This window comes from Auraticoccus monumenti (genome assembly GCF_900101785.1).
GTDB classification, from domain to species: Bacteria; Actinomycetota; Actinomycetes; order Propionibacteriales; family Propionibacteriaceae; genus Auraticoccus; species Auraticoccus monumenti.
Genome location: NZ_LT629688.1, coordinates 1,995,971 through 2,013,476, shown reverse-complemented (window position 1 = coordinate 2,013,476; position 17,506 = coordinate 1,995,971). Strand labels below are relative to the sequence as shown.

The window sequence follows — 17,506 nt, the reverse complement described above, 5'->3', positions numbered from 1 at the left end:
GCTGAGCGCCTCAAGCCCGTGCCCCGAGCCCCCCGGCACGAGCGGGCTCTCCTCCCCTGGGTGCCGCCGTGCGGCGTCCGAACCGGGTGCGGAGGGGGGATGGGCGACTGGGGCGCTGGGATGGTTCTCGGCGGCGGGCATGACTCCAGCGTAGGTCCGTCATGCTTCCGGCACATACACTCTTGCGTATGACGCAAGATGCTGAGCTGGAGACCATCATCCGACAGCGGATCCGCGGGCTCCGGCTGGCCAGGGGCTGGTCGCTGGACGCCCTGGCTTCCCGCTGCCACCTGAGCCCGTCGACCCTCAGCCGGATCGAGACCGGCCACCGGCGGATCGCCCTCGACCAGCTGGTCCCGATCGCCCGCGCCCTGGGCACCAGCCTCGACCAGCTCGTCGAGCCCGCCGACGACGAGGACGTCGTGATCCGGCCCGAGCCGAGGCACGCCCGGGGCGTCACCGTGTGGCCGCTGTCCCGGGAGGGTGCTCCCCGGGGCGTCGCGGTCGCCCGGATGCGGATCACCCCGGAACGACCGACCGGTCCCGAGCACCGCGGCGTCCACCCCGGGAGGGAGTGGTTCACGGTGCTCTCCGGCACGGCGGTGCTGCAGCTCGGGGAGCGCAGCGTCCTGGTCCGCGCGGGTCAGGCAGCCGAGTTCTCCACGATGCTGCCGCACGCGGTCGGGGCCGTCGACGGCCCGGTGGAGATCCTCACCGTGCTGGACAGCGACGGCGAACGCAGCCACCAGCACGCCGACTGACCGCGCCGGCGGTCAGTCCTGCGAGGTGGCGGGGGTCTGACGGCGCTGGCGCACCACGACGGTCACCACGACCACGACGAGCAGGGCGAGCGAGACCCACAGCGAGATCCGGGCGTAGCCCTCGACCACGACCCTGGCCGGCTCCCCCAGCCAGAACCCCAGCGCGACCCAGCAGGACTGCAGCACGATCGTGCACAGGATGTGGGTGGTCCAGAACGTGCGCCAGCGCATGCCGGCGATGGCCACCGCCGGCGTGACCACCGACGTGGGCAGCGGGATGGGCAGGTAGGACACGATGATGGCCGGGATCCCGTAGCGACGGGCGAGGCCCTCCACCCGGTCCGCGATCCGCCGGGTGCGGGCGGAGCGGCCGGTCAGCATCATGTCGATCAGCCCGCGGCCCCAGAGCCGTCCGGCCAGGAAGTACACCCACTGGAACTTCAGCAGGGACAGGATGCCGAGCACCAGCCCCAGACCCCAGAGCGGGTGGTCGGTCACGCCGAGCACCACCAGGGCGGAGCGGCTGCCGGTCAGCCCGGCCTGGAGCACCGGGTTGGCCACCACCAGGTAGGCGCGCAGGGGCAGCATGACCAGGCTGTAGAGCCCCATGAACATGATCCCGAACCAGCAGACCAGGTCCCAGCGTCCGGGCTTGCCCTTCCACGGCATCCGGGGGTCGTCCCACCACTCGCGCTCCTCCGCCGGCGGCGCGTCCTCGGCGTCGTCGGGCAGCCGCTCGCTGGGCAGCGGGTCGTCGGCGTGGGGGTCGCGGTGGACGCGGTCGTCGGGGCCGCCCGGCTGCTCAGGCACAACGCTCCCGGGCGACCTCGAAGGCGGCGACGGCCCGGTCCAGGTCCTCGACGCTGTGCGCGGCCGACATCTGGGTGCGGATCCGGGCCGCACCGCGGGGCACCACCGGGTAGCTGAAGGCGCGGACGTAGACGCCCTGCTCCAGCATGACGTCGGCCATCGCCGCCGCCCGCGTCGCGTCGCCCACCATGACCGGGACGATCGGGTGCTCGGACTCGGGGACGTCGAAGCCGCGGCGGGTCATCTCCAGGCGGAAGTAGGCGGTGTTGGCCCTCAGCAGCTCACGCAGGTCGGCCGAGGTCTCCAGGATCTTCAGCGTGGCCAGGGCCGCCGAGGCGATCGAGGGGGCCAGGGAGTTGGAGAACAGGTAGGGCCGGGAGCGCTGCCGCAGCACCTCGACGACCTCGGCGCGCGCGGAGGTGTAGCCCCCCGACGCCCCGCCCAGGGCCTTGCCCAGCGTGCCGGTGACGATGTCCACCCGGTCCTGCACGCCGAACAGCTCCGGCGTGCCGGCCCCGGTGGCACCGGTGAAGCCGACGGCGTGGGAGTCGTCGACCATCACCAGCGCGTCGTAGCGGTCGGCCAGCTCGCAGATCTGGTCCAGCGGGGCGTAGTAGCCGTCCATCGAGAAGACGCCGTCGGTCACCACCAGCCGGAACCGGGCCCCGGCGGCCTGCTGGAGCTGCTCCTCCAGGGCGGCCATGTCGCGGTTGGGGTAGCGGTAGCGGGTGGCCTTGCAGAGCCGCACGCCGTCGATGATCGAGGCGTGGTTGAGCGCGTCGGAGATGATCGCGTCCTCGCGCCCGAGCAGGGTCTCGAACAGCCCGGTGTTGGCGTCGAAGCAGGAGGAGTAGAGGATCGTCGCCTCGGTGCCGAGGAAGCGGCTGATCTCGCTCTCCAGCTCCTGGTGCAGCGTCGTGGTGCCGCAGATGAAGCGCACCGAGGCCATCCCGAACCCCCAGCGCTGCAGCGACTCGGTCGCCGCCGCCACCAGGTCGGGGTGGTCGGCCAGCCCGAGGTAGTTGTTGGCGCACAGGTTGACCACGCCGCGCTCCCCCGCCCCGTCGGCCACCCGGATGTGCGCGGCCTGCGGACTGGTCAGCGGCGCCTCGACCTTGTACAGCCCGTCCTCGGTCATCTGGGCGAGCTCGCCGAGCAGGTGCTCCCTCAGCTGTCCGTACACGTGGTCTCCTTCGGCGGTCCTGACGTCCGGTGGTGGTCCCTGCGACGGGCCCCGACCCTACGCGACGTGGGGTGCCCGCACGGGTCGGTGACGAGCGTCCCCTCCATGGTGCGTCAGTCCGACCAGCGCAGCACGACCTTGCCACCGGACCCGCTGCGGGCGGTGGAGAAGGCCTCCCGGTGGTCGGCGAAGCCGAAGCGGTCGGTGATCACGCCGGAGACGTCCAGCCCGGAGTGGACCAGGACGTCCATGGCGTACCAGGTCTCGAACATCTCCCGGCCGTAGATGCCCTTGATGGTCAGCATGTTGAGCACCACGGTGGCCATGTCGATGCTCACCTCACCGGCCGGCAGCCCGAGGGCGGCGATTCGGCCGCCGTGGGTCATCTGGGCGATCATGTCGCGCAGCGCGGCGGCGCTGCCCGACATCTCCAGCCCGACGTCGAAGCCCTCCCGCATCCCGAGCTGCTGCTGGGCCTCCGCGGCCGAGGAGGTGCGGATGTCCACCGCGAGCGTGGCCCCGAGCTCGGCGGCCAGGGCGAGCCGCTCCGGCGCCAGGTCGGTGACCACCACGTGCCGGGCACCGGCGTGACGGGCCACCATGGCGGCCATGATCCCGATCGGCCCGGCGCCGGTGACCAGGACGTCCTCGCCCAGGCAGGGGAAGGCCAGCGCGGTGTGGACGGCGTTGCCGAAGGGGTCGAAGATCGCGGCCACGTCGAGGTCGATCGGGTGGCGGTGCACCCAGACGTTGCCGGCCGGGAGCACCACGTACTCGGCGAAGCAGCCGTCGGCCTGGACGCCGATCCCGACGGTGGCGATGCAGAGGTGGCGCCGGCCGGCCCGGCAGGCGCGGCAGCGTCCGCAGACCAGGTGGCCCTCGCCGCTGACCACGTCGCCCACCTCGACGTCGGTGACGGCTGAGCCCACCTCGACCACGCGGCCGGAGAACTCGTGCCCGATGACGCGACCGGGCTGCACCCGCGCCGCGGCCCAGGCGTCCCAGGAGTCGATGTGCAGGTCGGTGCCGCAGACCCCGGTGCTGGCCACCTGGATCAGCACGTCGGAGGGGCCGGGGGTCGGCACCGGGACGTCCACGAGCTCCAGACCCGGACCTGCCTGGGTCTTGACCAGTGCCTTCATCCTGACTCGTCCACCTCCTCGCGACGCCGTGTCCGGGGCCACCGTAGCGACCTCCGCGGTCGGCTCAGCGGTCGCGGACCCGGGCCCCGTTGGCCTCGGCCGCGGCGCGCAGCTCGTCCTGGAAGGCGAGCACCGCCGCGGTCAGCGCCGGGTCACCCGCGGCCAGGATCCGCACCGCCAGCAGCCCGGCGTTGCGTGCCCCGCCGATGGAGACGGTGGCCACGGGCACCCCGACGGGCATCTGCACGATCGACAGCAGCGAGTCCATGCCGTCCAGGTGCTTCAGCGGCACCGGGACCCCGATCACCGGCAGCGGGGTGAGCGCGGCCAGCATCCCCGGCAGGTGGGCCGCCCCGCCGGCGCCGGCGATGATGACCTCGACGCCGCGGGTGTGGGCCTGACGGCCGTAGCTGACCATCGCCTCCGGCATCCGGTGCGCAGACACGACGTCGGCCTCGTGGGTGATCCCGAACTCGTCCAGGGCGAGGGCGGCGGCCTCCATGGTGGGCCAGTCGGAGTCAGACCCCATCAGGACCGCCACCCGGGGTGTGGTCTCAGGCATCGTGGTCACCTCTCAGGTAGCCGGCGGCGTGGCGCGCGCGGCGGCGGACGTCGTCCAGGTCGGAGCCGAAGGTGGTCACGTGGCCGACCTTGCGGCCGGGCTTGACCTCCTTGCCGTACAGGTGGACCCGCAGCCGCCGGTCGCGGGCGAAGCAGTGCAGCAGCGCCGAGGGGAGGTCCTCCTCGGTGCCGCCGAGCACGTTGCCCATCACGGTCCAGGGCTGGCGGGCCACCGGGTCGCCGAGGGGCAGGTCGAGGACCGCGCGCAGGTGGTTCTCGAACTGGGAGGTGTGGGCTCCGTCGATGCTCCAGTGGCCGGTGTTGTGCGGACGCATGGCCAGCTCGTTGACCACGACGCTGCCGTCGCGGCGCTGCATCAGCTCCACCGCGAGCAGGCCCACCACCTCCAGCTCGGCGGCGATCGCCAGGGCCAGGTGCTGGGCGGAGGTGGCCTGCTCCTCGGTGAGACCGGGGGCCGGCGTGGTGGTCTCGACGCAGACGCCGTCGCGCTGCACCGACTCCGAGACCGGGTAGGCGACCGCCTGCCCGGACGGGGAGCGGACGACCAGGGCGCTCAGCTCGCGGGCGAAGTCGACGTGCTCCTCGGCCAGCACCTGGACGCCCTCGCCCAGCCGGGCGAAGGGCTCTGCGGCCTGCTCGGGGCCGTCCAGCTTCCAGACGCCCTTGCCGTCGTAGCCGCCGCGGGAGGTCTTGGCGATCACCGGCCAGCCCTGCTCGTCGCCGAACGCGACCAGCGCGGCCTCGTCGGGAACCACCCGGAACACCGGGCAGGGTGCCCCGAAGGCACTCAGCCGCTCCCGCATCAGCACCTTGTCCTGGGCGTGCACCAGTGCGGCCGGGCCGGGCCGGACCGCCTTGCCCGAGGCCTCCAGCTCGCGCAGGATCGCGGCGGGGACGTGCTCGTGGTCGAAGGTGATGACGTCGCAGCCGGCGGCGAAGGCGGTGACGGTGGCCGGGTCGGTGTAGTCGCCCACGGTCACGTCGGCCACCACCTGCGCGGCGGAGACGTCGCAGCCCTCGGCCAGCAGCCGGGTCCGCACGCCCAGCCCGATGGCGGCCTGGTGCATCATCCTGGCCAGCTGCCCGCCACCGATGATCCCCACCACGAACGGACGCACCGCGTCGGAGTCGCTCACGGGCCCACACCCTAGTGCCGCCTCCCCCGGCGCACCGCACCGACGGTTCTGTCGGAGGCGGGCCGTAGGTTTCCAGACGTGCTGCTGCTCTCCGACCTCGCCACCAGCGAGTCGCTCGAGGGGTGGGTCGACCCCGAGTCGATCGTGCGCGGCACCGTCTACGCCCGCGCCGGCCGGGTGCTGCAGACCGAGGTGCACCGCTCCGAGGGCCGGGTCGTCGTGGTCGGCGTGGTGGAGGGCGGGGCCCGGTACGCGGTCCGGGTCAGCGTGACCGAACGGGAGTCGGTGGTGCGGGGGCGCACCACCGAGGTCGACGTGGAGTGCAGCTGCCCGCTCAGCTGGGCGTGCAAGCACGCGGTGGCGGCGGTGCTGGTGGCCGCGGAGACCCACGGCGCGGCCGACGCCTGGCGCACCACCCTGGATGCCCTGGCCGACGCCTCGGACGGGTCCGAGACCCCGGGTGAGCCGACCCCCCTGGCCCTGATGGTGACGGTGCCCAAGCAGCCGCGGCACCGGTTCGACCCCGGTGGCGCGGTGGGGCGGCCGAGGCTGACCCTCCGGCTGTCACGGCAGGGGTCCTCGGGGCGCTGGTTGCGCAGCGGGTTCGGCTGGCGCGAGCTGGCCTCGGCGGAGCTCGACCGGCGCGCCCGCTACGACCCGCAGCAGCTGGCCCTGCTGCGTGAGGTCCAGATCGCCCTCAAGGTCGGTCAGCCGTACTGGAGCCCCGGGGCGGACGCGCTCGAGCTGCACCTGGCCGGCCCCACGCTGTGGCCGCTGCTGGAGCGGGCCGCCGAGGTGGGCGTCGCGCTGGTCTGCTCCGCCGCCCGCACCGAGGTCGAGGTGGCACCGGGCACCGCCACCCTCGAGCTCGACCTGAGCAGCAGGGCCGACGGGGTCACCGGCCGGCTCGGCGCCAGCCACGACGGGCGCTGGGTCGACCCGGCCGACGTGGCCTTCGTGGGCGACCCGGCGCACGGCCTGGTGCTGTGGGGCGAGCGGCCCGGTGGCGGCACCACGATCACGCTGGCCCGGCTCGACCGTCCGGTGCCGGCACCCGTGCGCAACCAGGTGGTCCGGCAGAGCCCGCTGGTGGTGCCGCCCGAGGGCGTCCCGGAGCTGTTCGGGCAGTACCTGCCCCGGTTGCGGCGCAGCGTGCAGGTCGGCTCCCGCGACGGCTCGGTCGAGCTCCCCGGCCCGCCCCGGCCACGGCTGCGGGCCCAGCTCACCTGGCACGAGGACGCGAGCGCCGAGCTGGCCTGGCGCTGGGTCTACGAACTGGGCGGGGGTCAGGTGGCCGACCTGCCGGTGAACGCCCCCGACGTCGCCCCCGGCACCCGGGACCGGGAGCGCGAGCGGGAGCTGCTGGACACCCTCGAGCCGACCGAGGAGCTGGCGGTGCTGCTCGGGCTCGGTGAGCGCGGGGGCGGCACGCTGCACCCGGTGCTGGTGCTCCGCGGCGCCGACGCCATGGTCTTCGCGGAGGACCGGCTGCCCGAGCTCCGCCGCTGGGCCGCGGCCACCGAGGACGTCGAGCTGGTGGTGCTCGGGGACGAACCGGACTTCCGCGAGGCCACCGGCACCCCGCAGGTCCGTTTCACCCCCTCCGACGGCACCCACCGCGCCGGCCGCACGGACTGGCTGGAGCTCGAGGTGGTCATCACCATCGACGACGCCGCCCTGGGCACCTGCCACCTCGGTCTGGCCCAGGTGCTGGAGGCGCTGGCCAGCGGGCAGACCAAGGTGATGGTGCGCAAGGGCGTCTACCTCGACGTCGACCGCCCCGAGCTGGACCAGCTGGCCCGGCTGGTGGCCGACGCCCAGGCGCTGGTCGACCAGCCGCGGGACCGGCTGGTGCTCACCCGCGACCACCACGACCTGCTGGCCGACCTGGCCGAGCTCGCCGAGGGCGACGACCGGGTCCGCCGGTGGACCGAGGCGGCCAGCGCCCTGCGCGACCTCCCCGCCACACCTCCCCCGCCCGAGCCCGAGGGCCTGCGCGCGACGCTGCGGCCGTACCAGCGCGACGGGTACCGGTGGCTGTCCTTCCTGCACGAGCACGGGCTGGGTGGCGTGCTGGCCGACGACATGGGGCTCGGCAAGACGCTGCAGACGCTGGCCATGATCGCCCGGGCCCGGGAGCAGGACGCCGCCGCGGGCCGGTCGGCGCCGCCGTTCCTGGTGGTGGCCCCCTCCAGCGTGGTCAGCACCTGGGTGGCCGAGGCGCGTCGCTTCACCCCGGGGCTGCGGGTGCTGGCCGTCACCGAGTCCGCCGCCCGGCGGGGCTGGCCGCTGGACCGGCCGCCCGCGGTCGCGCTCCCCGAGAGCCCGGAGGTGTCCGGCCCGCCGGACGTGGTGGTGACCACCTACACCCTGGTCCGGCTGGAGGCGCAGGGCTACGCGGCCCGGCCGTGGGCGGGGCTGGTGCTGGACGAGGCGCAGGCGGTCAAGAACCACCGCAGCAAGACCCACGCCGCCGTCCGGGCGGTCGAGGCCGGCTCGCGGTTCGCCATCACCGGAACGCCGATGGAGAACAACCTGATGGAGCTGTGGTCGATCCTGCAGCTCACGGCGCCCGGCATCTTCCCCTGGGCCAAGGAGTTCTCCGACCACTTCGCCCAGCCCATCGAGCAGGACGCCGACACCGACGCGCTGGCCCTGCTGCGTCGCCGGATCCGACCCGTGGTGCTGCGCCGCACCAAGGACGTGGTGGCCGCGGACCTGCCGGCCAAGCAGGAGCAGGTGCTCTCGGTCGCGCTCGGGCCGCGGCACCGCAAGATCTACGACACCCACCTGCACCGGGAGCGTCAGCGGGTGCTCAAGCTGCTGGAGGACCTCGACGAGAACCGGATCACCGTGCTGGCCTCGCTGACCCGGCTCCGCCAGCTCAGCCTGGACCCGGCGCTGGTGGACCCCGAGCACGACGGGGTCGGGTCGGCCAAGATCGACGCCCTGGTCGACCACCTGACCGAGGTCGCGGCCGAGGGGCACCGGGCGCTGGTGTTCAGCCAGTTCACCGGGTTCCTGCGCAGGGTCCGGGCACGGTTGGACGCCGCCGGCCTCAGCCACGCCTACCTCGACGGCTCCACCCGGAACCGCGCCGACGAGATCGAGCGGTTCCGGACGGGCACCGACCCGGCGTTCCTGATCAGCCTCAAGGCCGGTGGGGTCGGGCTCACCCTCACCGAGGCCGACTACTGCTTCCTGCTCGACCCCTGGTGGAACCCTGCCGCCGAGGCCCAGGCCATCGACCGGACGCACCGGATCGGGCAGACCCGCAACGTGGTGGTGTACCGGATGGTCTCCGAGGGCACCATCGAGGAGAAGGTGATGGAGCTGTCACGACGCAAGGCCGCCCTGTTCGCCAACGTGGTCGACGGGGAGTCGCTGGCCGCCACCGAGCTGACCGCCGACGACATCGCCGGGCTGCTCGGCGGGCCCTGAGCCGGGCGACGAACTATGGGATTTTATCCCTCCGGCACGGCTCAGCGGAGCCGGAAGATGACCGTCCGCTGGACGACGAAGTTGACGGCGGTGGCCACCCCCTGGGCGATCACGAAAGCCACCACCCGGACCCACGCCTCCCCCAGCCCCAGCCGCGGCAGCCACAGGTAGAGCAGCGAGAACAGCCCCACCTGCAGGGCGAAGGTGGCGGCGTAGAGCGCCACGACGGCGAGGAAGCGGCGACGGGACGGCTCGGCGCGGAAGGTCCAGCGCCGGTTGATCAGGTAGGCGGTGGTGGTGCCGGCCACGAAGGACAGCGCCTTGGCCGCCGTGTGCCCGAGAGCGGCCCACATCAGCAGGTTGAGCAGGCCGAAGTCGACCACCGCGGAGAGCACGCCGGTGAGCACGAACCGCACCAGCTGGGTGCTGAGGCGGTCGTGGCTGGCCCGCTCGTCCACCGGCAGCTCGACCGGCTGGGGCAGGGGCGCGCTGCTCATCGTCCTCCTCGGGCACTGGGCCAGCGGGGCTCGCGTCCGGTCACGAAGGCGTCGATCCCCTCGACCCGGTCCGCCGAGGTGGCGGCCTCGTGCCAGGCGGCGTCCTCCACCTCCAGGGCCTCGGGCAGGGGCAGGTCGAACCCGGCGCGGACGGCCGTCCGCGCGGCCCGCACCGCCAGCGGCGACCGGCTGGCCACGACGCCGGCCAGCTCGAGCGCGGTGGCGGTCGCGTCCTCACCGCGACGGTCCACCAGACCGAGTCGCTCGGCGTCGGCGACGTCGACGTGGCGACCGGTCAGCACCAGGTCCAGCGCCCGGTTGAGCCCGACCCGGCGCGACAGCAGCTGGGTGCCGCCCCCGCCGGGCACCAGCCCGACGCCGACCTCGGGCAGCGCGAACCGGGCACCCGGCCCGGCCACCACCAGGTCGCAGCGCAGCGCCAGCTCGAACCCACCGCCCAGGGCGTGGCCGTCGACCACGGCGACGGTGGGCACCGGCAGCGCGCTGACCGCCGCGAAGGCCGCCACCAGCACCGGCCGCTGGGCCAGCAGCCCGGCCTCGTCCATCTGCTGGCGCTCCTTGAGGTCCGCCCCGACGCAGAAGGCCCGGTCCAGCGCCGAGGTGAGCAGCACGACCCGCAGGTCGTCCTGCGCGGCGACCTCCGCGCACACCCGGGTGAGCTCGCGCGCCTGGGAGGTGCTGAGGGCGTTGAGGGCCTCGGGCCGGTCCATCACCACGGCCCAGGCACCCTCGACCGGGGTCCGCTCCAGCCGTACGCTCACCGCGGTCCGCCGGCCAGCTGGGCCTGCGGGCCGAAGACCAGCTCGCTGACCATCAGGTGCACCCGGGCCACGTCGGGGACGTCGGGGAGCACCAGCGGCTCGGCCTCCGACGCGGTGCGCAGCTGGAGGGTGCCGCAGCCGAGCAGCCGGTCGCCGAGGCTCCGCTGGTAGCTGACGTCGACGATCCGGGAGAGCGGGACGTCGTGGCCGTGGCGGCTGAGGATGCCGCGGCGGGTGATCAGGCGGCGGCTGGTCAGGGTGTAGGTGGTGGTCCGCCAGCGCGCGAAGGGGACGACCACCCAGCCGAGCACCCCGGCCGCGACCAGGATGGCGAGGGCCATCCAGCCGACCGGGGCCAGGTCCTCCGGCATCAGCGCGACGGCGAGCCCGGTGACCCCGGCGAGCACCAGCAGCGCGAGCACGGGAGCCACCAGCGCCTTGCCGTGGGTGCGCAGCTGCACGACGACCCGCTCCCCCTCGCCGAGGAGCCTGCGTGGCACACCCATGCCGTTCATGCTGACACACCGCCCCCACCCGAGCCGGTTCCGCGAGAGGCGGAGGGACGCCCGGTGGCTGCTCCCGCCGCCCTCCCGGCTCCATCCACCACCCGACGTTCGCCCGCGACGACGTGCAGCGTGACGCCAGCGCGCACAACCGGTCGCTCAGCAGACGTCGTTGCCGCATCCGCGAGTGTCGTCGGCTGAGGGACCGGTTGTGCTCACCGGCCGTCGGCGAGGACGCCGGGGCCGTGGTGGTGCTGTCCGGGGCGTCCGACAGCGGCCCGGGCGGTACCGGCCACCAGCTGCGGCGGCGAGACGTCTGCCGGGGATGGGTCGCGGGACGTGCCGGACGTGCGTCAGCCGCTGCGCGGGCGCAGGTGCACCACGTCGCCGACGGCGAAGGCGCGGTCGACGCCGCCGACCCGCACCACGACCCGGCCGTTCGCGTCCACGTCCACGGCGCGGCCCGTGGCCCGGTCCCCGCCCGGCAGGTGCACCACGACGTCGCGGCCCAGGGTGCCGCAGCGGGCACGGTAGTCCCCGACCAGCGTGGGGTCACCGGTGCGCCAGCGGTCCAGCACGCTCCCGAGGGCGCGCAGGCAGGCGGCGACCACGGCCGTCCCGTCGACGTCCCGCGCCCCGGCCAGGGCCAGCGACGTCGCCGTCGGCACCGGCAGCTCCTCGGCCCGCTGGGTCAGGTTGAGGCCGAGACCGAGCACGACCCGGGCGCCTTCGGGGCCGTCCACCCGCTCGGCGAGGATGCCGCAGAGCTTGCGGCCGTCCAGCAGAACGTCGTTGGGCCACTTCAGCTCCGGACGTAGCCCGGTCGCAGCCCCGACGCCGGCGACGACACCGAGGCCGGTGACCAGCGAGAGCCAGGGCAGCCGGTCCGGGGCCACGGCGGTCGCGTCCACCAGCACCGACACCGCGGCCATGCTCCCCGGCGGCGCCTCCCAGCGGCGGTCCAGCCGTCCGCGCCCGCTGGTCTGGTACCAGGCCAGCCGCACCGTGCCGACCCGGGCACCGCCGGCGCGGACCGCCGCGGCCAGGTCGGCGTTGGTGGAGCCGGTGCTCCCCACGACCTGCACCACCGGCCAGCGGACGGGGTCAGCGAGCAGCTCGGCCAGGGGTCCTGGATCGAGGTCGATCGGCTCTCCGGGGACGGTCATCAGCGCGTGGGCTCCAGTGGGTCGGGCAGGCGTGGATACCCTAAGGTCGCCCTCATGACTGCTGACATCCACACCACCGCCGGGAAGCTGGCCGACCTGGAGGAACGGATCGCACAGGCCGTGCACGCCGGCTCGGCGGCAGCGGTGGAGAAGCAGCACGCGAAGGGCAAGATGACCGCCCGCGAGCGGGTCGAGCTGCTGCTCGACGAGGACTCCTTCGTGGAGCTGGACGAGTTCGCCCGGCACCGCTCCACCGCGTTCGGGCTGGACCAGCGCCGCCCCTACGGCGACGGCGTGGTGACCGGTCTGGGCACCGTGGACGGACGTCCGGTGGCCGTGTTCAGCCAGGACGTGACGATCTTCGGTGGCAGCCTCGGCGAGGTCTACGGGGAGAAGATCTGCAAGGTGATCGACTTCGCGATGAAGACCGGCTGCCCGCTGATCGGCATGAACGAGGGCGGCGGCGCGCGGATCCAGGAGGGTGTGGTCTCCCTCGGGCTCTACGCCGAGATCTTCCGCCGCAACGTGCACGCCTCCGGGGTCATCCCCCAGATCTCGCTGATCATGGGCGCGGCCGCCGGCGGGCACGTCTACTCCCCCGCGCTGACCGACTTCGTGGTCATGGTCGACCAGACCTCCCAGATGTTCATCACCGGCCCGGACGTGATCAAGACCGTCACCGGCGAGGTGGTCACGATGGAGGAGCTGGGCGGCGGACGGACCCACAACACCAAGTCCGGCAACGCCCACTACCTGGCCAGCGACGAGGCCGACGCCATCGCCTACGTGCGCGAGCTGATCTCCTACCTGCCGCAGAACAACCTGGAGAACCCGCCCGCCCTCGACACCCCCAACGACCTGGCGGTGCACGACGTGGACCGGGAGCTGGACACCCTCATCCCGGACTCCCCGAACCAGCCCTACGACATGCACGAGGTGATCACCCGTGTCCTCGACGACGGCGAGTTCACCGAGGTGCAGGCGCTGTTCGCGCCCAACATCATCGTCGGCTTCGGCCGGATCGACGGCCACAGCGTCGGGGTGGTCGCCAACCAGCCGATGCACTTCGCCGGCTGCCTGGACATCGACGCCTCGGAGAAGGCGGCCCGCTTCGTCCGCTTCTGCGACGCCTTCAACATCCCGGTGCTGACCCTGGTCGACGTGCCCGGCTTCCTCCCCGGCACCGACCAGGAGTGGAACGGCATCATCCGCCGTGGCGCCAAGCTGCTCTACGCCTACGCCGAGGCGACCGTCCCGCTGATCACGCTGATCACCCGCAAGGCCTACGGCGGCGCCTACGACGTGATGGGGTCCAAGCACCTCGGCGCCGACATCAACATGGCCTGGCCGACCGCGCAGATCGCGGTGATGGGGGCCCAGGGAGCGGTCAACATCCTCCACCGCCGCGAGCTGGCCGACCACCCCGACCCCGACACCCGGCGCGCTGAGCTGATCACCGAGTACGACGACGAGCTGGCCAACCCCTACATCGCGGCCGAGCGCGGCTACGTCGACCAGGTGATCGCCCCGCACGAGACCCGCCGCGAGATCACCCGGCTGCTTCGGATGCTGCGCACCAAGCGCGAGACCCTGCCGCCGAAGAAGCACGGCAACATCCCCCTGTGAGCCCTGCGAACACGAGGACGATGCTGTGAGCCCTGTGAGCCCTGCGAGCACGAGGACGGTGCTGTGAGCCCTGCGAGCACGAGGACGGTGCTGTGAGCACGCTGCGGTTCGTGGTGGTGGGTCCCGGCTTCCGCGCCGGGGCCTTCCTCCGGGCCGCCGAGGCGCTGCCGGAGCTGTCCTGCGTCGGGGTGGTCGTCCGGCGGCCTCGTGACGTCGGACTGCCCACCTTCGGCTCGCTGGCCGAGTGCCTGGACCAGACCCGTCCCGACCTCGTGGTCACCGCCACCCCGTGGTCGGTGACCCGCGAGGTCGTGGTCGAGGCGGTGCAGCGGGGGGTGCCGGTGCTGGCCGAGACCCCGCCGGCCCCGGACGTGGCGGCGATGCGGGCGCTGTGGGCCGAGGTCGGCGGCAGCGGGCTGGTGCAGGTGGCCGAGCAGTACCTGCTGCTGCCCTCGCACGCGGCACGGCTGGCGGTGGTGCGTTCGGGAGCGATCGGGACACCGACGCAGGTGCAGATCTCCTCCACGCAGTACTACCACGCCGTCTCGCTGGTCCGCGGGCTGCTGGGAGCCGGACGGGTGCCGGCGACGGTGGCCGCCCACCGGTTCGAGGCGCCGCTGGTGCACCCGGTCGACCGCCAGGGCTGGACCGGCGACCTCGAGCCCCGGCCCACCGCCTCGGTGGTGGCCACCCTGGACCTCGGGAAGGGCCGCAGCGGTGTGTACGACTTCGTCGACGGGCAGACCCGCAACCCGCTGCGGCACCGCCGCACCCTGGTCCGCGGCACCTCCGGCGAGCTGGCCGAGGACGAGGTCGTGCGCGTCACGGCGGCCGAGACCGTGGCGACGTCCCGGCTGGAGCGCCGCCAGACCGGGCACGACCTCGACCTGCACGGCTACGACACCGACACCATCACCTTCGACGGCGAGGTGGTCTACCGCAACCCCTTCTTCGGCCGGAGGTGGAACGACGACGAGATCGCCGTGGCCGCCCTGCTGCTGCAGGCCCGGGCCTGGGTGCGAGGGGAGGGCCCCGAGCCGTACCCGCTGGCCGACGGCTGCTACGACCACCACGTCGGCCTGGCCATCGACGAGGCCGCCGCCTCCGGGCAGCGGGTCCGGGTGGAGGGCGAGCCGTGGGTCGACGGCTGAGCCTGCTCGACTCCCCGGCGCCGGGTGTGGTTGAGTCCGGCCCAGCCCCGCTCGCACCCCGCCGACGTCAAGGAGCCCGATGACCGACACCCCGGTCCTGCAGGTCGTCTCCGGCGACCCCACCCCGGAGGAGCTGGCCGCCATCGTGGTCGTCCTGGGCTCCCGGACCGCTCCGGCGCCCGACGAACCGGCCCCGTCCAGCACGGGCTGGAGCGCCCACTGGCGCCGGGTGCGACGTCCCCCGCTGCCCGGGCCGGGCGCCTGGCAGGCCTCGGCGTGGCGGTGAGCGACGGGCTCCGGCCGGTCAGCCGGCTGGTGCTGGCCTCGCAGTCCCCGGCCCGGCTGGCCACCCTGCGCTCGGCCGGCGTCCACCCCGAGGTCCTGGTGTCCGGCGTCGACGAGGACGGGGTCGTGGCCGACTCCCCCGCCGCCCTGGCCGCGCGGCTGGCCGAGCTCAAGGCGACCGCGGTGCTGGAGCGTCTCGGCGACTGGCCCGACGACGCGGTGCTCGTGGGCTGCGACTCGGTGCTGGAGATCGACCGCGTCGCGTACGGCAAGCCCGGTGACGCCGACGTCGCCCGTGAGCGGTGGCGCTCGATGCGGGGACGCAGCGGGGTGCTGCACACCGGTCACCACGTGCTCGCCGGGACGTCCGCCCGGTCGGCTACCGCCAGCACCACCGTCCACTTCGCCGACCTGGGTGACGCCGAGATCGACGCCTACGTGGCCACCGGCGAACCGCTCCAGGTGGCCGGCGCCTTCACCCTGGACGGCCTCGGCGGCGCCTTCGTCACCGGCATCGAGGGCGACCCGCACAACGTCGTCGGCATCTCGGTCCCGCTGCTCCGCGAGCTCCTGGCCGACCTGGGCCTGTCCTGGACCAGCCTCTGGTCCCTGCGCCCCTGACCCCCCGCCCCTGAACGGCTGTATGTCGTTCACGTCGCGCCCGGTGTGTCGCGGCGTGTCGCGCTGTACCGAGCTCTCGGCGTACACGTTCCCAGGGCCCGCCCCGCCGCGGCCGACGTCTGCTCGAGTCACCCCACCCGGTCCCGCGGCGCGCCGACCTGCGTCCGGGACACCTCGCCTCAGGCCGCGGCCGGACGCCGAGCAGCAGGGGCCAGCCCTGTGGACGTGTACGTCGTCGGCTCGGTACAGCGCGACGCACCGCGACCCGCCGAGGGTGATCGCAACGACATACAGCCGTTCAGGGGTCGGGGTGGGTGGCGGGAGGACCGAGGGTCGGGGGCGGGTCAGAGCCGGCGGAGGGTGAGGCCGGAGACCTCGGGGCTGGTGGTGAAGGCGCCGTCCCACTCGGGGCTGGTGAAGGTGAGCGAGCCGGGGACGCTGGCGGTCACCTCGAAGCCGGCGCCCGGCAGCGTCGCCGCCAGGTGCTCCGCGCTGGGCAGGCCGTCCTCGGGGGCCAGCAGCAGGGTGATCACGTTCTCCTGGTCGATCCGCTCCAGCACGCTGACCGACGCGGGCAGGGTGACGTCATCCACCGGGCCGTGGGTCAGCCCGAGCGAGCGCAGGGTGACCCCAGGCCGGACGCTCTCCGCGGCGGCGGTCGGGGACGGCACGGGAGCGGGGTCGGGCGGCGGGGCCGCCGAGCAGGCCGCCAGCAGCACCACCGACAGCAGCCCCAGGGCCAGACGCCGGGCGCCCCTGCCCCGCCCGGACCGGGTCCCGACGGGCACGCCGCAGGGCCGTCGGGAGTTCACCACCCGCGTCAGCGTAGTCGGTAGGCTCGCCCGCGATGAGTACCGAGCCGCACGACCTCAGCACCTCCCCCGACCACCTCCCCCCGACGGGCGGCGCCGGGGTGGACGCCGAGGTCGAGCCCGCGCCGCAGCACCGGCTGCCGCCCGCGCTGAGGGCCATGCGTCCGCGCCAGTGGACCAAGAACGTGCTCGTGTTCACCGCCCCGCTGGCCGGCGGACTGCTGCTCGAGCCGGTGGTGCTGGGGAAGGCGGCGCTCGCGTTCGTGGCCTTCTGCCTGGTCAGCGCGGCCGTCTACCTGGTCAACGACATCCACGACGTGGCCGAGGACCGGCTGCACCCGCGCAAGCGGCACCGCCCGATCGCGGCCGGCCAGCTCGGGGTCCCCGCCGCCTGGGTGCTGGCCGCGGTATGCGCGCTGGTGGGCTTCGGCATCGCCTTCTTGACCTCGCTGCCGCTGGGCGCGACCGTGGTCACCTACCTCGTCCTCCAGGTGCTGTACTCCCTCTTCCTCAAGCACATGCCGATCATCGACCTGGCCATGGTCGCCTCGGGCTTCTTGCTGCGGGCCGTCGCCGGGGGTGTGGCCAGCGGCATCGAGCTGAGCCAGTGGTTCCTGCTGGTCGCCTCCTTCGGCTCCCTGTTCATGGTGGCCGGCAAGCGGTACTCCGAGTTCGTGGCCCTCGGCGTCGACGCCGGCACCCGCAAGTCGCTGGAGCGCTACTCCGAGAGCTACCTGCGCTTCTCCTGGATGCTGGCCGCCTCGATGGTGGTCGTCTTCTACAGCCTGTGGGCCTTCGAGCAGGGCGGGGACGGCGCCTGGGGCATCAACTGGGCGGCCATGTCCATCGCCCCCTTCACCCTGGGCATGCTGCAGTACGCGCTGAAGGTCGACACCGGCGAGGCCGGCGAGCCCGAGGACATCGTCCTGCAGGACCGGGTGCTGCAGGTCCTCGGTGTGCTCTGGGTCGTGCTGATCTCGCTCGCGGTCTTCGGATGAGCCGGCGGAG

General features: G+C 73.7%; 17 protein-coding genes. 7 read left to right on the top strand and 10 right to left on the bottom strand.

What is annotated here, in order from left to right; all coding sequences use genetic code 11:
* Window positions 1–188: 188 nt before the first annotated feature.
* Window positions 189–761, top strand: a complete 573-nt coding sequence (locus BLT52_RS09285; RefSeq protein ID WP_090592642.1) for a helix-turn-helix domain-containing protein — start codon at window positions 189–191, stop codon at window positions 759–761.
* A 12-nt stretch (window positions 762–773) separates the two neighbouring features.
* On the opposite strand, the gene BLT52_RS09280 is transcribed toward BLT52_RS09285, so the two are convergent.
* The 5 genes from BLT52_RS09280 to BLT52_RS09260 form a co-directional block, all read right to left on the bottom strand.
* On the bottom strand, window positions 774–1,571 hold the full coding sequence (locus BLT52_RS09280) for a DedA family protein (RefSeq protein WP_090592639.1): 798 nt from the start codon (window positions 1,569–1,571) through the stop codon (window positions 774–776).
* On the bottom strand, window positions 1,564–2,754 hold the full coding sequence (locus BLT52_RS09275; protein ID WP_090592636.1) for a glycine C-acetyltransferase: 1,191 nt from the start codon (window positions 2,752–2,754) through the stop codon (window positions 1,564–1,566). The genes BLT52_RS09280 and BLT52_RS09275 overlap by 8 nt, the downstream gene beginning before the upstream one ends.
* A 113-nt stretch (window positions 2,755–2,867) precedes the next feature.
* A complete protein-coding gene (gene tdh, locus BLT52_RS09270) occupies window positions 2,868–3,896 on the bottom strand; it encodes an L-threonine 3-dehydrogenase (protein ID WP_090592634.1) in 1,029 nt (342 codons plus the stop codon).
* A gap of 64 nt (window positions 3,897–3,960) precedes the next feature.
* A complete protein-coding gene (purE, locus tag BLT52_RS09265) occupies window positions 3,961–4,458 on the bottom strand; it encodes a 5-(carboxyamino)imidazole ribonucleotide mutase (protein ID WP_090592632.1) in 498 nt (165 codons plus the stop codon).
* Window positions 4,451–5,614 (bottom strand): 5-(carboxyamino)imidazole ribonucleotide synthase, encoded by a 1,164-nt coding sequence (locus BLT52_RS09260; protein WP_269457593.1) that lies wholly within the window; start codon window positions 5,612–5,614, stop codon window positions 4,451–4,453. Before BLT52_RS09260 ends, purE begins: the two co-directional genes overlap by 8 nt.
* A 78-nt stretch (window positions 5,615–5,692) precedes the next feature.
* On the opposite strand from BLT52_RS09260, the gene BLT52_RS09255 reads away from it, so the two are divergent.
* Window positions 5,693–9,055: a DEAD/DEAH box helicase gene (locus BLT52_RS09255; RefSeq protein WP_090592629.1), complete on the top strand. Its 3,363-nt coding sequence runs from the start codon at window positions 5,693–5,695 to the stop codon at window positions 9,053–9,055.
* Between the two features lie 41 nt (window positions 9,056–9,096).
* On the opposite strand, the gene BLT52_RS09250 is transcribed toward BLT52_RS09255, so the two are convergent.
* The 4 genes from BLT52_RS09250 to BLT52_RS09235 all read right to left on the bottom strand — a co-directional run bounded on the left by BLT52_RS09250 (window position 9,097) and on the right by BLT52_RS09235 (window position 12,003).
* Complete coding sequence (locus BLT52_RS09250; RefSeq protein ID WP_090592626.1) at window positions 9,097–9,552, bottom strand: GtrA family protein; 456 nt, start codon at window positions 9,550–9,552, stop codon at window positions 9,097–9,099.
* Window positions 9,549–10,334, bottom strand: coding sequence for an enoyl-CoA hydratase/isomerase family protein (locus BLT52_RS09245; protein WP_197679268.1), 786 nt, complete (start codon window positions 10,332–10,334; stop codon window positions 9,549–9,551). Before BLT52_RS09245 ends, BLT52_RS09250 begins: the two co-directional genes overlap by 4 nt.
* Window positions 10,331–10,840 (bottom strand): PH domain-containing protein, encoded by a 510-nt coding sequence (locus tag BLT52_RS09240; protein ID WP_090596539.1) that lies wholly within the window; start codon window positions 10,838–10,840, stop codon window positions 10,331–10,333. Before BLT52_RS09240 ends, BLT52_RS09245 begins: the two co-directional genes overlap by 4 nt.
* A gap of 350 nt (window positions 10,841–11,190) precedes the next feature.
* On the bottom strand, window positions 11,191–12,003 hold the full coding sequence (locus BLT52_RS09235) for a biotin--[acetyl-CoA-carboxylase] ligase (RefSeq protein WP_090592624.1): 813 nt from the start codon (window positions 12,001–12,003) through the stop codon (window positions 11,191–11,193).
* Window positions 12,004–12,057: 54 nt separating this feature from the next.
* Here BLT52_RS09235 and BLT52_RS09230 point away from each other — a divergent pair, with 54 nt between their 5' ends.
* The 4 genes from BLT52_RS09230 (at window position 12,058) to BLT52_RS09215 (ending at window position 15,686) form a co-directional block, all read left to right on the top strand.
* On the top strand, window positions 12,058–13,629 hold the full coding sequence (locus BLT52_RS09230) for an acyl-CoA carboxylase subunit beta (protein WP_090592621.1): 1,572 nt from the start codon (window positions 12,058–12,060) through the stop codon (window positions 13,627–13,629).
* Between the two features lie 92 nt (window positions 13,630–13,721).
* Window positions 13,722–14,780: a Gfo/Idh/MocA family protein gene (locus BLT52_RS21675; protein WP_197679267.1), complete on the top strand. Its 1,059-nt coding sequence runs from the start codon at window positions 13,722–13,724 to the stop codon at window positions 14,778–14,780.
* Between the two features lie 79 nt (window positions 14,781–14,859).
* Window positions 14,860–15,066 (top strand): acyl-CoA carboxylase subunit epsilon, encoded by a 207-nt coding sequence (locus BLT52_RS09220; RefSeq protein WP_090592619.1) that lies wholly within the window; start codon window positions 14,860–14,862, stop codon window positions 15,064–15,066.
* Window positions 15,057–15,686, top strand: coding sequence for a Maf family protein (locus tag BLT52_RS09215; RefSeq protein ID WP_456236373.1), 630 nt, complete (start codon window positions 15,057–15,059; stop codon window positions 15,684–15,686). The genes BLT52_RS09220 and BLT52_RS09215 overlap by 10 nt, the downstream gene beginning before the upstream one ends.
* A 344-nt stretch (window positions 15,687–16,030) precedes the next feature.
* On the opposite strand, the gene BLT52_RS09210 is transcribed toward BLT52_RS09215, so the two are convergent.
* Window positions 16,031–16,501 carry a hypothetical protein gene (locus BLT52_RS09210; RefSeq protein WP_231946577.1) on the bottom strand — a complete coding sequence of 157 codons (471 nt, stop codon included), beginning with the start codon at window positions 16,499–16,501 and terminating at the stop codon, window positions 16,031–16,033.
* Window positions 16,502–16,533: 32 nt separating this feature from the next.
* On the opposite strand from BLT52_RS09210, the gene BLT52_RS09205 reads away from it, so the two are divergent.
* A complete protein-coding gene (locus BLT52_RS09205; protein ID WP_090592614.1) occupies window positions 16,534–17,496 on the top strand; it encodes a decaprenyl-phosphate phosphoribosyltransferase in 963 nt (320 codons plus the stop codon).
* Window positions 17,497–17,506: the final 10 nt, after the last annotated feature.